We start from the raw sequence: 13,726 nt of genomic DNA on the forward strand, positions 1-13,726 counted from the left end.
TTGCAATATCGAGCCCGATTCTTACGATTGCCATGCCTGCCTCCTTCTATCCGTTGGGAAACGCCACGCTTTGTTCAGCCTTTAGTGTATCCAGCTTCAGGGGTGGAGGGAGTCCATGACATTACCGTTAGATAAGTTCTGATACCTATGGCTTTCATTACGGATGCAATGCCGCATACGTAACCGCACCTATTCAGTGGCATAATTATTTGCCGGGATCTCTAACGTCGGAAAACTTATCAAACTCGACGTTCGCAAGCCGACCATCGACCTTTTCCACCTTGCGTACGTAGACAGTTTGAGTCACGTCGCGTGTTTGCGGATCGATGGTGAGAGGGCCGCGCGGGCTGTTGATTTTCATCCCCTTGAGGACCGCCATCGCCTTATCCCCGTCAATTTTCCCATTAAGTTTCTTAGCCACCTCATAGATGGCATGGATGCCGTCGTAGCCCGCGACTCCCATGAAATTGGGCAGTCCAGTGCCTGGATTAGCGTCGGCAAAGCTATTTACAAACGCTCTGTTTTCCGGAGAGTTATGGAAGGCGGAATAATGAAAAGTCGTGATGACTCCCAGTGCAGAGTCGCCCATCGCAGGCAGGATTTGTTCGTCAGTCAAATCGCCGGTAGCGACAATTTTAATGCCTGCTTCAGCAAGACCGCGTTCACGGTAATTCTTCATGAAGGAAATCGTGTGTTCACCTGAAGGGACCCAAAGGAAAACGGCGTCCGGCTTGGCATCCTTGATGCGTTGGATATAAGGCGCAAGTTCCGGGCTGCGCAAAGGCACGCGAATGGATTCCACGATCTGGCCACCTCCCGCTGCAAAAGTGTTCTTGAATGCGGCCTCTGCATCTATGCCGGGATTGTAGTCACCTACCACAGTTACCACGCGCTTGATGCCGTTCTTCAGCGCCCATGTTCCCATCGGCGCAGAGTTTTGCGCGATAGTCATCGATACCCGTGTGATGTAATTGGATTTGGTGGTGATTACGGAACCCGCCGCATTCATAATCACCATCGGCTTTTTAGCCTGCTCGGCCACTGACGCAGCGGCCAGAGCATCCGGCGTGAAGCCAAAGCCGGCAAGGAAATCGACCTTGTCACGCGTCACTAGCTCCTGTGCCAAGCGTTTCGAAATTTCCGGAGATGGACCGCTTGTGTCACGGGTAAGAATTTCTACCTTTCTGCTGCCTACTTTGTCTCCATGCTGCTTCATATAAGCATTAATCCCGGCTTGCATCTGCTTACCGTATTCGGCATAGGCACCGGAAAAGGGGGCGATCAAACCGACCTTGATGGCGTCCTCCGCAGAGGCAGAAAGCGATGCGAATCCTAATAAGCCGATTGTCGCTGTTGCTTTAACTAAAGATCCAAACTTCACTTTTACATTCTCCAAAATGTTAAAATAAATGTACGTCCTCTTTCAGCCCTAATGGGAATTAAGATGGCGTCATCGCTGGCACAGCGCAAGTCTCTGCTTCGACCACGAAAGCGTTGCGGAAGGATTCCTCGGGCAGCGCGAAACCGGTGCTACTGGCCACGAAAATTAAGGGCTTGTTGCCGATGTCCCTCAGCCAGAAGTCAGCGAACGGGAGCTCCAGCTTGTCGTCTTGCGGGACGTTCGATCGCGGGTAAGAGGTGAAGCGCCCGTACGGTACGTGGCTGATGTGCAACTGCACGTAGTCGCTCTGGTGTTGCGGATTGTCCATCGAAGAGACGCACCTCTCGCTGTCCTCTATCACGCTCTGCACGTACCCGTTGGCCTCGAACCTAACGCGCGTGTTGGCCGGAAAGCATAGCCTTGAACGGTTCAAGTTATCGGTCACGCAATTGCCGCGATAAACCATGGCCTTGGCCTTCTGGTGCTTGTTCGGGTCGAAATTGACAAAGGGGCAGGCACCGATTTCCATATCCGACGTCGACTTGGTCAGGCAAACCAGGGTACAGTATTTCCCTTTCGGGCTGTCGAAAGTCCTTTCCCTGCCTGCGGATCACCTCGTTCTCGTAGAGACGGTACGGTACGCGGGTAATGTCGCCCGGCCATTCTTGCATCGAAGTTGCACACATGTCATACAGTACGCTTTTGTTCACTGGACCAAGAATATTTTGGTGTAGCGATTTCAAAATTTAGCCTTAGCCCAGAGTTGCAAATCGAACTCCACCCATCTTACGATGTCGTCCATCGGACGGAGCGCAAGATATACTAATTGGTTCTGTTGTATTACAACATTCGACACGGACCGTCGGTCAGCTTGCCTCGGAAATGAATTTGGTCACAAGGTAAGCCTCGAATGTCTCACTCCCGCCTTCGCTACCGATGCCGCTATCCTTCACTCCACCTAGCGGCGTTTCCGCAAGCGCGATGCCAAAATGGTTGATGTTCACCATGCCGGCCTCGAGATTGTTGGCTACGTATCGTGCCGTCTTGAGTGAGCCGGTGAACACGTAGGAAGCGAGTCCGTACGGCACGCTGTTAGCACGGCGGAGCACATCGTCAGTATCACTGAAGCGCGACAGTGGCACAACGGGGCCGAAAGGCTCATCCAGCATCACTTTTGCGTCGTCAGGGACTTCCGTCATGATTGTTGGAGGGAAAAAGAATCCATCGCGCTCAAGCCGTTGACCGCCGAAGACAATTTTGGCACCGCGCTCGACCGAGTCGCTGACGAGGCTTTCCATCGCAGCGACACGGCGCTCGTGGAGCAGCGGACCCATGTTGGTATCTGGCAGCAGGCCATCACCTACCTTGATCGAGGCCAACGCCTTGGTGAAGCCGTCGAGGAAACGATCATAGACTTTTTCATGGACATAGAACCGGCTAGGCGCCATGCAAACCTGACCCGCATGCCGCATCTTGAGGACAGCCAAGGTCTGCGCCGCCTGCTCGACCTCTGCATCGTCGAACACCAGCACCGGCGAATGGCCGCCGAGCTCCATGGTGATGCGTTTCATGTGCGCTCCTGCCAACCCTGCAAGCTGCTTGCCGACAGGTATCGATCCAGTAAACGATATTTTACGGACAATCGGCGAGGTGATCAGATACTCAGAGACTTCCGACGGTACGCCCCAGACTATGTTTAGGCATCCCGGTGGCAATCCCGCGTCATGGAAGAGTCGCGCCAGTGCCACCACTGCACTGGGTGAATCTTCCGGTCCTTTTACAATCATGGTACAGCCAGCGCCGATCGCGGCCGCCATTTTGCGCATGGAAAGGACAAACGGAAAATTCCAGGGAGTAAAGGCGGCACACACTCCAATCGGTTCGCGAACCGTGATCTGCCGGATATGGGGTGCCCTCGACGGGATAACACGTCCATAGGTGCGTCGGCACTCCTCGGCATGCCATTCCGCATGTTCCGCAGCGCCCAGAATCTCGCCCTTTGCTTCAGCCAGCGTCTTGCCACCATCCAAGGTGATATTGCGCGCAATTTCGTCGGCGCGTTCACGCGCGAGTTCCGCTACGCGGCGCAGCACTTTCGAACGTTCCAAGGGGGACGACTTGCGCCATATTTCGAAGGCATTCTGCGCGGCCTCCAAGGCCTGATCCAGGTCGGTGCGCGTAGCATGTGGAAGCTTTCCTATACTGACGCCAGTGGCTGGATTGATGACATCCTGCTGGCGGCGGTCGCCATCGCGTAAGAATTTACCGTCAATATAAAGTGCAAGTTGTTCGTACATGCTTTCTCCATTGGGACACGCGTTTGGCCGTGTCTTCCTAATCGCGCACACGTCGCGCGCACGCATTGAGTCAATTCGGAATAAGTCGTAGGGGTTCGGGTCTCGACCCTTCATCCTTTGCGCAATCCTCCACCGAGGGATGCTGTACTAGCTCTATAGAAATACCGAGCCGCCATCTACGGCCAGCGTCTGACCGGTAATGAATCCGGCTCCATCACTTGCCAGAAAAGCTAGCGCGCCCACCAAGTCCTCTGGAACCTGATCCCGCTGTATCGTGCGACTGGTCTTACGCGCAGTGTCGGGCATCTTGTCATGTAGACCGCTTTGCAGCACGCCATCACTCAAGGTGAATCCGGGAGCGATCGCATTGACTGTAATATTGTCATTTCCCAGCTCCTTGGCAAGTGAACGGGTAAAGGCGATTACTGCCCCCTTGCTGGCCACGTAATGCAGCATCATCGGCGTGCCCTTGATCGGCGTGGTTGAAGCGATGTTGATGATGCGTCCGCCGCCTTTCTTGCGCATTGCGGAAACTACCGCTTTTGCGCAGATGAACGGACCAAGCGTATTGACTTCCATAACACGCATCCATTCTTGCTCGCTAATCTGTTCAAACGGCTTAAGCGACAGTGTGGTAAACAGGCCGGCGTTATTCACCAACACGTCAATACCATCGTACTCCTTGCACGCTACTGCGACCATTTTCTCGACATCGTCGCGCTTGACGACATCAGTAGTGACGCCTATTGCTGCCAGCCCCTGGTCACGGATGCGTGTGGCAGCTTCTTCGGCGCCGCGCAGATCAGCGATCACCATGCGGTGCCCGACACGCGCCAGATGTTCGGCGAATGCATATCCGATGCCACTTGCTCCACCGGTGATGATGACTACTTTCGATTGTTCAGACATAATTTCTCCTTTTATACATTAAATGCTTTATGCCTCTAGACCACCATGGGAGTTTGTATTGAACCCGACTATTAGGTCAGGTTTCGCTCTGGCAGAAAGAACGATTTATACTCATGCAGCCAGCTGGTTTAGACTTACCGCAGGATCGCTCACCAGTTCCGGCGTAAGCGGTGCACTTTTTTCGATGAGCTTTCTAGCGGCAAGATGGTCGGCGGCCTGGTTCACTGACTCCACACATGAAAGACGGCCGGCGCGGAAACGAAACACGGAAAACCTTCCGGAAGCCATATCGCCGCGCAAGACCGCGTCATCGCCCTCTTGCGCCACGCCTGCGATCTGCAGCTTGTACTGGCCTTGGTCGCTCCAGAACCAGGGCACCTTGCGATAGGGTACGGCCTTTCCGGCCAAACGCGCAGCTACGCACCTTGCGTGATCGACAGCGTTCTGCACCGATTCGATCCGTATCGGATGCGGGAAGAAATCGGTTGGATATTGTGCGCAGTCGCCAATCGCTGATATCGATTGGTCGGCGGTAAGCAATTGCTGATCGACAACGATACCGTTATCGATTTTCAATCCCGCATCTCGAGCGAGTTCGACACTGGGTTCGACTCCAATGCCGATCACGACGAGATCGGCCGGCAGGTGCCTGCCATTGGAGGTGGCCACACCGGTTACCCGGCCACCCGCACCCGTAATCTCTACGATGGCGGTCTTGAAATGGAACTGCGTTCCTTGCGTCGCATGCGCTTCCGTCAGAAAATCCGCAGTCTTTGCCGATACAGATCGCTTAAGCGGTCGCTCCGCAAAGTCGATGATATGCGTATTCACGCCCATTGCGCGCGCGACCGAAGCGATTTCCAATCCAATGAATCCAGCACCGATGATGGTGATATTCGTTGCCGATTCCAATTGTGTGCGGATCGCTTCCGCATCTGCTAACCCGCGGAGAGTGAACACTCCGTCCAGCTCGGCGCCTGCCACTCGAATGCCACGAGGACGAGCACCGGTCGCTAAGACTAGATGCTCGTAATCGAGATGGCGTCCGGATTCCAATTCGACCTGCCTCAGATCGCGCGCGATGCGCACCGCTCGCTCCGGCGCAAACAACTCGATTGTGCGACTTTCGTAGAATGACGCGGGCCGCAAGCGAATCTGATCTTCGCTCACTTTTCCCATTAGGTAAGCCTTGGACAACGGAGGGCGTTGGTAAGGAACGCCGGGTTCCTCGCCAATGATGGCAATGGGTCCATCAAAGCCTTCGTCGCGCAAAGAAGATGCCACCTGGAAACCTCCCTGGCCGCCTCCTACGATTAAAACGCGCCCCCGACTCATCACACCTGCCGGGGAGGAATGTGTACAACTAGTTCTTCGACGCCATTACCCATGACGAGCTGGCAGCTTAGCCGACTGTTCTCACGGCGTTCGCTAGCTGCGGAAGCCAACATTTCGTTTTCCACTTCGGATACGGGCGGAATACGCATCGCATACTCAGGATCGACATAGACATGACAAGTGGCGCACATTGCCGAACCGCCGCATTCGGCGACAATGCCGCGAATATCGTTCGTTACTGCGGAGAGCATGACCGTTGCGCCTGCGTTGACTTCAACGGTTTGACGAGAGCCGTCGGGTTGGACATAGGTAATTTGAGGCATGCTGCGTTTTCCTTCGCGTTTCTTTACTTGTTCGGGGTTGTTTTGACCGGAATGCTGGTATAGCCACGGACGGTATTATTGAAGTGGTGAATAGGCGTGCCCACTAATTCAATACTGTGCATTTTTCTAGCCAAGGCGGAAAGCAGAATGTCGCCTTCCAGACGTGCCATCATTTGCCCCGCGCAGCCGTGAATCCCAGTTCCGAAGGCCAGATTACCCGAAGCCCGGCGACGGATGTCGAACCGGTCGGGATCTTCCCACCGCTGCGCATCGCGGTTCGCGGAAGCAATGAATACGACAACCTTCTGGCTCTCTGGGACTGTGATGCCAGCAATCTCCACCTGCTTTGTAGTCGTGCGGTAAAAAGAATGGAAGGTTGGCTCATAGCGGAGTACTTCCTCTATCGCTTGTCTCGCCATCGACGGATTCTCGCGCAAAGTCTCCCATTGATCTGGATGTTTCGCGAAACATAGCATTGCGTTGCACAGCGTGAAGACGGTAGTGTCGAGTCCCGCCGAAAGCAGAGTGCGCACTAGCATGCCAGCTTCTTCATGAGTCAGCTCGCCCGCATCGGCGGCTGCATATAGATCGGCACCTAAACCATCCTTTGTCAATGATTCGCGTCGGCAGACCTCTGCAATCCACTGCACCGCTTGACCGGATGTCCCCATCCGTTCCTTGAAGCGCTCGTTGATCGGACCAAAGCCGTTGAACACCATATCTCCGTATGGAAGCAGGTTTTCCCGGCCTTCGGCTGGTAGTCCGACTGCATCGGCAAACACCTTGAGTGGGTAAGCTTCGCAGAAATCCGTCGCAGCGTCGAATGTGCCTTTATTCAATACCTTATCAACCAACTTCTCGGCTTCGCGCTCGAAGGTTGGGCGCAGCTTGTTGATCCAGGCTGGCGACAGAATACGTGCGACGACCTTGCGGGTACGACCATGCTCAGGCGGATCGGCTTCTAAAATGATGCTTGGCTTACGCCATGGTGTTTCAGTTCGGAAGTTTGTAAGGCCTACACCAGCTGAGGAACAATAGGTATATGGATCGGAAAGTATCGCATGTACTTGTTCATGGCGGAAAAATGCCAACACACTATACCGTTCAAGCCAGACGGCAGGACCCTTTTCCCTTAGTTCTTGATAATAAGGCCATGGATCTCTTAACACCTCCTCAGCGTAAGGGTCGAAGTCCGAGACCGGAACATTCAGCTTCATGTGGTGCGCAGCGACGGCACTAAGCATATTACGTCTCCTTAATTTTAAGGGAAGGGCATGACGTCACGATTGTGATTCAGCCTCTCCTGTTCCTGCGACTTTAGTGTTCATGCCGCAATTGAAATGCCTTTTTAACGAAAAACATACGGCTTCAAGTGTAGAAGCCTGTTAACAGCGTGGTCAACAAACTTAGCAAATTAGTTCGCAGTGCGAACACCTTGATATCGCCTCTAAATAAAGACCTATCTGAATGGTCGCTAGGCCGCCACGGTTGGCGCCTGTATGGTTTGGCTCGCCGAAGTCTTGGTTGATACGAAGGCATCGCAGTAGAACGCGTCCGGATTCAAACCACACGAATGAACAAACTCATGGCGAGCCGCATTGATCATCGCAGGAGCGCCGCAGGCATAGACCTCGTAACTGCCTAATGAAGGAATGTCAACCATCACGGCCTGATGCACATATCCGGTCCTGCCTGCCCAGTCGTCCGACGGCTGCGCATCCGAGAGCACCGGCACGAAGCGGAACCAGGGTAGCTGGCTCTCCCATTTTCGCGCAAGATCCATTTTGTAAAGATCTTCCGGACGCCGCGCACCCCAATAGAGCACCATGCTTCGCTCGTGTTTCGCCTTGATCTTATCCTCAATGATGGATTTGATCGGTGCGAAGCCGGTGCCGCTTGCCAACAGCACAATTGGCTTGTTGCCCTCGTTTTCCTCGTCGCTCCCGCGCAGGAAGAAGTCGCCATACGGAATTGATACTTCAAGCTGATCGCCGACGGCAAGGCCCTGCTCCACCTTCTGCGAGAAGGCTCCGCCCGGCACATGGCGTATGTGCAGTTCCACGCTGTCGTTCTGGTGGGGTGGATTGGCCATCGAGTAGTGCCGGAAACTGCCGTCCTCGAGCTTGACGCTCAGATACTGCCCGGCCTTGAACTTGACGCGCGTACCTGCAGGAAAGCGCAATTGCAGGATGGTGACATCCGGCGCCGCGCGGGTCATCTTGTACACCTTGGCCTTGATGATCTTAATCGCGTTCTTGTCGATCTTGCGCACCTCGCGCACTTCCACCGAAACGTCGGAACACGGATGCGCCTGGCAGAGGAGCACGTGGCCGCTCTTTTCCTCTTCCGCCGTCAGGCCACCGCCCAAGCCGCCCTCAACCTTGCCGGAAACGACACGGCCGCGGCAGCTGCCACAGATGCCGCTGCGGCAGGAATACGGTATTTCGTAGCCTGCTGCGAGCGCGCCGTCAAGCACAGATTTGGCAGGCTCGCACGAGAACTCGATGCCATGGCCCTCAAGCTGGATCGTATGAGACATGACGCTGACCTTTCATTACTGATAATTGAATCGCCCTTTTGCTGCCCCATTGCTTCCTATTGCGCAATGCCGGCGAGCATGCGCGCGGTACGGATCGTCGCCTTGGGATCGGCCACACCCTTCCCCGCAATGTCATATGCGCAGCCATGGCCAACGCTGCTGAACAGAATGCCGCTGCCAACTGACAAGGCGCTGGCTGTCAGCGGACTCAGCAACTTGATGGGAATATGCCCCTGGTCGTGATACATCGCAAGATACACGTCATGCCGGCGCTGCGATAGCATCAGGTCCGCACCGCCGGGGCCGTCAACTGCGTATCCCATCTCACGCAGGCGGTGCACAGCCGGAACGGTGATCAATTGATCATCGTCGCCGAAAAGCCCATCTTCGCCCGCATGCGGATTGATACCGAACACACCAAGCTTCGGCTGCATGATGCCAAGTGCCTTTGTCGCTTCGATCACCGCGACGGCGGCATCGACCACCAACTGCGTATTGATTCGGTCAAGCGCACCCTGGAGCCGCTCATGCAGCGTGACATGCCCGATTCTCAATTCAGGCGATACGAGCATGAGGAAGACCCGTTCTTCCGGGGTGCCGGTCAGTTCCGCGATGAGGCCGGGATAACCCGAGAAGCGGATGCCGGCGCGATGGATCGCTGTTTCTGAATGCGGGCAGCCGATCACTGCGTCGACTAGGCCTTGCTGGGCAAGACCGACCGCCGCGCGCACGTAACTGACGATGGCCATGCCAGCCTCTGGGAGCGTCTCGCCGGGGCGGAACGCCGATTCCGGCAGGGCCGGCACATCGACGAAGCGAAGTGCGGGGCCATCGACCGGTGCGCCAGGCTCGAAGCGCACGGGCCGCAGCTGCCGCGCATATCGCTCCGCATGTTGCTGCACCAAATACTCGTCACCCACCAGCACCAGCTCCACCGATCCGTGCAGCTCGACGGCAGCCTTGACCGCGATCTCCGGCCCTATGCCGTTGGGCTCCCCCAATGTAATTGCAATGCGCTTCATCGACTGTCCTTTAGAGCGGAAGCACCAGCAGCGTGTCGATATTGGTGCTGTCGCACACCACAATGCGCTCGGCTAACATCAGTGCGCCGTCTTCGGCCGTGACGACGCGATCAAGATAACGACCGGTTGCAAACACGATAGTCTCGCCGCCTCGCATGATGCGCATCACGATAAACGGAGTCTCTACCGACGCCTGCCGGTCGCCGTTCTCGACGATAAACGAAATGCCGATGATGTGGCGGTAGCGCTGCTCTTCATAGACATTTGCTTCACGCATCGCGACGATCCGGTCGCGCAGCATGCCGCGGGTATCCGCATACACCATGCCGGCCTGCATTCCAACGGCATGATTGTCCGCGGTGGTGATGAGGTACAAGCATTTCTCCTGGAAAAACTCAGGCCATTGTTCAAGCTGCTCGTTGTCGATGCAGCGTGCATAAGCGGCATTGAGTGCGGAAAGCTTTTCTTGCGTGATTGTGCTCATACGCTCATATCTCCATGTAACTGCGGTAGGCGTTCCAGAAACCGCGCACCGAGGCCTCGGTTGTACGGTTTTCCTGGGTCTCGATGCTGTCGCCGCCCATTTTCAGGATCGCCTTTTCTCGACTCGCGCCGGCGATGCCACGCTGCACGAAACCACCGACCGCGCCATCCTCCATCGAGACGAAACCAGCAGAGCCTGTCAGGTTCAATTGTTTGAGGCGCATGCGGCGCAGCTCAGGTGTGTCGTCCTTGAAGCCGAAGTAAGTCCAGTTCAGAACGGTCTTGTCGATGCCGGTCGGCAGTATCTGCCGGATCGCGAGGGTGTTCTGGATCTGCGCCAGCACGAAGCCGGGAAAGACCGACAAGATCTGCAGCGTGACACCATCGCCGAATTCATCGCAGCCTTCCAGCATGGACGGGTCGGTGAGCTTCAGGCTTTCCATGTCCGAACGCAATTTTTCCGCGGCATACTCGCTATCGGTCTGTGGCTTGTGATCGATCTTCGACCAGCTGATATGGTGCGCACCGGTTTCGCTGATCACCACGCCGCCTTTCTGGGACAGACGGTTCAGTTTAAAGGTGGTGAAGAAGACATGCAGCAGGCTGGCATGATAGGAATCCTTTACGTTCTCCATGTACAGCTTCCAGTTGTTCGGGATGGTCTGCTTGAAGCGGCCGAGAACTTCTACCGGTTTATGTATCACGCGTTCGATCCTCTGCATGATCTCGTCGCCGAGATATTCCTCGATCGAAGGCACATCCTCGTCGAAGCTGCCGAATACCAGGCCGGCGACGACAGCGGTGCGCAATTTGCGCGGCGCATGCTCTTCCTTGCAGAAGTCTGGAGGCATGCCGCCCTTGCCATTGACACCCTGTTCGAATGCAACGCCCTTGAGGTTGCCCTGAAGGTCGTAGCGCCACGCATGGTAAACACATGTGAAGTCCTTCTCGTTGCCGCTGTCCTTCAGTGCGATGAGCGCGCCGCGATGCGCACAGCGGTTCTCGAACGCGTAGACGTCGCCCTCCTCGTCTCGCACGACAATCACGGGCACCTCCCCGACGAAGGTGGTGCGGTAATCGCCGTTGTTCGGGATCTCAGCTTCAAGGCAAAGGTAATTCCATGTCGCTCCGCCGAACACGCGCTGCTGTTCCTGACGATACACGCGCTCGTCCTGATACACCCAGTACGGGACTTCCGTCAGACCGGGCTCCCACGTCTCGCTGCTTGCGCGCATGTCATGCAATTTCACTTCCATGTGTTTCATCCTTCCTGATTGTCAGTCATCATTTGTACTATCAGTTCATCGTCACGCCGGCGCTGTCGATCACTTTTTTCCAGCGGGCGCGTTCGTTTGCAAGGAATTCAGTCATTTCACCCGGCGAGTTGCCGACGATTTCCGCACCTTGCTCCAAAAATTTCTGCTGCACGTCCTTCTGTTTCAGGATGTCCCTGATGGCGCCGTTGAGCTTCTGCGTAATTTCAACCGGCGTACCGGGTGGCGCAGCCATCGCAAAAAAAGTCGACGCATTGAATTCTGGAAGCCCCGCCTCCGACAACGTCGGCATATTGGGAAGCAAGGGGCTGCGCTTGGCGCTGGCAACCGCCAGAATTTTCGCCTTGCCGGTCTCGTGCAATTTAGACATCGACGCAATATTGTCGAAGAAGGCGTCGACCTGGCCACCCATCAAGTCGGTCAGGGCCGGCGCAGTGCCCTTGTACGGCACGTAGGTGAACTTGGTGCCCGACTGCGTCGCGAACATCGAAGCCGTCAAATGCGACGTTGTCCCGTTTCCCTGCGTAGCCACGGTGACCATGCCGTCTTCCTTCTTTGCATAAGCGATGAAGTCCTTCGCTGTCTTCACCGGCAACGTGGTCTTGACGGCCAGAACGTTGGGTACGGTGGCCAGCACCGTCACTGGTTCGAAGCGCGCCGGATCGAAAGATAGCGATTTGTAGAGGTACTGGTTAATCGCCAGCGGGGCCGGCGGCGTTGCTAGCAAGGTGTAGCCGTCCGGTGGCGCTTTGGCAACGGCGTCAGCCCCGATGTTGCCGCCCGCACCGGTTCGGTTTTCGACGATGACGGGTTGCTGCCATTTCTCGCTCAGCTTCTGGGCAATGATGCGCGGCAGAATATCCGCCGTACCACCCGCCGGGAAATTCACGATGATCTTGATCGCCGCTTTGGGATAGCCGCCAGTCGGATTGGCGAAGGCGTATACGGTGCCGGTGGCCAAGACGATGCAGGTCACTAGCCTAGATATGGGGTAGGTCATGTCTTCTCCTTGTCTCCACAACCGTTGCGGTCGTGCCTGGTTAATCTCGATAACGAGAAATTTACTCTATTTCGGTAAAGATGATCAATAAATCGAGTATTATGTCCGCATATCGAACAAACTATTCGTATAATTGCTGACTGGATATGGAACCTGATGTAGATAAAGAGTTTGTCGCCGGGTTGGAGAAAGGCCTGATGGTCATCGAGGCGTTTGCCTTGAAAAACGGCCCCCTCACCATCACTGAAGCGGCAAAGATTACTGGCCATTCCCGCTCGTCCGCGCGCCGCTCGCTGATTACCTTGGAGCGCTTGGGATATCTAGAAACGGACGGCAAGCAGTTTCGGCCTGCACCTCGCTTATTACGTCTGGCGCATGCTTATGTCGCCGCGTCCCCTCTGGCTAAATTGGTTCAGCCAACTCTGGAGGCCTTAACCGAACGTACCCAAGAGCCCAGTTCCTTTGCTGTGCTAGACGGTTCCGATGCTGTCTTCGTGGCACGTGCGACCGCAAAGCGCAGCCTGTCGGGCGGGCTCTGGATCGGATCGCGCTTGCCGGCTTACTGCGCAGCGACGGGACGGGTGCTACTCGCTGCATTGCCGGAAGAAGAGGCATTGCAGAGACTGCAGCGGATGGTGCGTCAACGATTGACGCCGAATACGCTGACCGAGATTCCTGCACTGATGGAAGAGCTTGCCCGAGTTCGCGCGCAAGGGTATGCGCTAAACGATGAGGAACTGGAACTTGGCGTCCGCTCCATCGCCGTTCCCATTCGCAATGCCGCAGGACAGACGCTTGCGTCCGTGAGTCTCGCTACGGCGGCAGCGCGGCGAACCACCGATAACATGATCGATACCCTACTGCCCGAACTCGAGAGTATACGGCGGATGCTTGGCTCCCTGATTTAGTACGTATGTTCGCAGCTACCTGTTGAGAGAGATAACGGCCCAGCTGACTGCCTAAGCTGGTGATTCCTTGTCCCACATCACTTCTACATCGTTAGCCCTTTCGGGGGAGGCGCCCATTCCATTTCTAACGGTAATGTCATGGACTCCCTCCACCCCTGAAGCTGGATACACTAAAGGCTGAACAAAGCGTGGCGTTTCCCAACGGATAGAAGGAGGCAGGCATGGCAATCGTAAGAATCGGGCTCGATATTGCAA

The 13,726-nt window shown here is 55.7% G+C and carries 13 protein-coding genes; 1 reads left to right on the top strand and 12 read right to left on the bottom strand.

Translation table 11 applies throughout. The features are described 5' to 3' along the window. Window positions 1–205: 205 nt before the first annotated feature. From IGW03_RS35705 to IGW03_RS35760, 12 genes are all read right to left on the bottom strand, one after another. Window positions 206–1,345, bottom strand: coding sequence for an ABC transporter substrate-binding protein (locus IGW03_RS35705; RefSeq protein ID WP_323745067.1), 1,140 nt, complete (start codon window positions 1,343–1,345; stop codon window positions 206–208). A 94-nt stretch (window positions 1,346–1,439) separates the two neighbouring features. Continuing rightward, window positions 1,440–1,910 (bottom strand): hypothetical protein, encoded by a 471-nt coding sequence (locus IGW03_RS35710; protein ID WP_194727149.1) that lies wholly within the window; start codon window positions 1,908–1,910, stop codon window positions 1,440–1,442. 337 nt (window positions 1,911–2,247) lie between these two features. Next, complete coding sequence (locus IGW03_RS35715; RefSeq protein WP_194727150.1) at window positions 2,248–3,678, bottom strand: NAD-dependent succinate-semialdehyde dehydrogenase; 1,431 nt, start codon at window positions 3,676–3,678, stop codon at window positions 2,248–2,250. A gap of 153 nt (window positions 3,679–3,831) precedes the next feature. Then, window positions 3,832–4,587, bottom strand: coding sequence for an SDR family NAD(P)-dependent oxidoreductase (locus IGW03_RS35720; protein WP_194727151.1), 756 nt, complete (start codon window positions 4,585–4,587; stop codon window positions 3,832–3,834). 111 nt (window positions 4,588–4,698) lie between these two features. Continuing rightward, window positions 4,699–5,922: an NAD(P)/FAD-dependent oxidoreductase gene (locus IGW03_RS35725; protein WP_194727152.1), complete on the bottom strand. Its 1,224-nt coding sequence runs from the start codon at window positions 5,920–5,922 to the stop codon at window positions 4,699–4,701. Further along, window positions 5,922–6,245, bottom strand: coding sequence for a 2Fe-2S iron-sulfur cluster-binding protein (locus IGW03_RS35730; RefSeq protein WP_194727153.1), 324 nt, complete (start codon window positions 6,243–6,245; stop codon window positions 5,922–5,924). The genes IGW03_RS35725 and IGW03_RS35730 overlap by 1 nt, the downstream gene beginning before the upstream one ends. 23 nt (window positions 6,246–6,268) lie before the next feature. After that, on the bottom strand, window positions 6,269–7,489 hold the full coding sequence (locus tag IGW03_RS35735) for a cytochrome P450 (protein ID WP_194727154.1): 1,221 nt from the start codon (window positions 7,487–7,489) through the stop codon (window positions 6,269–6,271). A 230-nt stretch (window positions 7,490–7,719) separates the two neighbouring features. Next, entirely contained in the window at window positions 7,720–8,784 is a 1,065-nt protein-coding gene (locus IGW03_RS35740; RefSeq protein WP_194727155.1) for a CDP-6-deoxy-delta-3,4-glucoseen reductase, read from the bottom strand. A gap of 56 nt (window positions 8,785–8,840) precedes the next feature. Continuing rightward, window positions 8,841–9,806: a PdxA family dehydrogenase gene (locus tag IGW03_RS35745; RefSeq protein WP_194727156.1), complete on the bottom strand. Its 966-nt coding sequence runs from the start codon at window positions 9,804–9,806 to the stop codon at window positions 8,841–8,843. 10 nt (window positions 9,807–9,816) lie between these two features. Beyond that, entirely contained in the window at window positions 9,817–10,290 is a 474-nt protein-coding gene (locus tag IGW03_RS35750; protein ID WP_194727157.1) for an aromatic-ring-hydroxylating dioxygenase subunit beta, read from the bottom strand. 4 nt (window positions 10,291–10,294) lie between these two features. Next, window positions 10,295–11,524 carry an aromatic ring-hydroxylating oxygenase subunit alpha gene (locus tag IGW03_RS35755; RefSeq protein ID WP_194727160.1) on the bottom strand — a complete coding sequence of 410 codons (1,230 nt, stop codon included), beginning with the start codon at window positions 11,522–11,524 and terminating at the stop codon, window positions 10,295–10,297. A gap of 61 nt (window positions 11,525–11,585) precedes the next feature. Continuing rightward, window positions 11,586–12,563 carry a Bug family tripartite tricarboxylate transporter substrate binding protein gene (locus tag IGW03_RS35760; RefSeq protein WP_194727158.1) on the bottom strand — a complete coding sequence of 326 codons (978 nt, stop codon included), beginning with the start codon at window positions 12,561–12,563 and terminating at the stop codon, window positions 11,586–11,588. A 146-nt stretch (window positions 12,564–12,709) separates the two neighbouring features. On the opposite strand from IGW03_RS35760, the gene IGW03_RS35765 reads away from it, so the two are divergent. Next, complete coding sequence (locus IGW03_RS35765; RefSeq protein ID WP_194727159.1) at window positions 12,710–13,471, top strand: IclR family transcriptional regulator domain-containing protein; 762 nt, start codon at window positions 12,710–12,712, stop codon at window positions 13,469–13,471. The last annotated feature ends 255 nt before the right edge of the window (window positions 13,472–13,726 follow it).

This window comes from Noviherbaspirillum malthae, from assembly GCF_015352985.1.
Taxonomy (GTDB): domain Bacteria; phylum Pseudomonadota; class Gammaproteobacteria; order Burkholderiales; family Burkholderiaceae_D; genus Noviherbaspirillum; species Noviherbaspirillum malthae.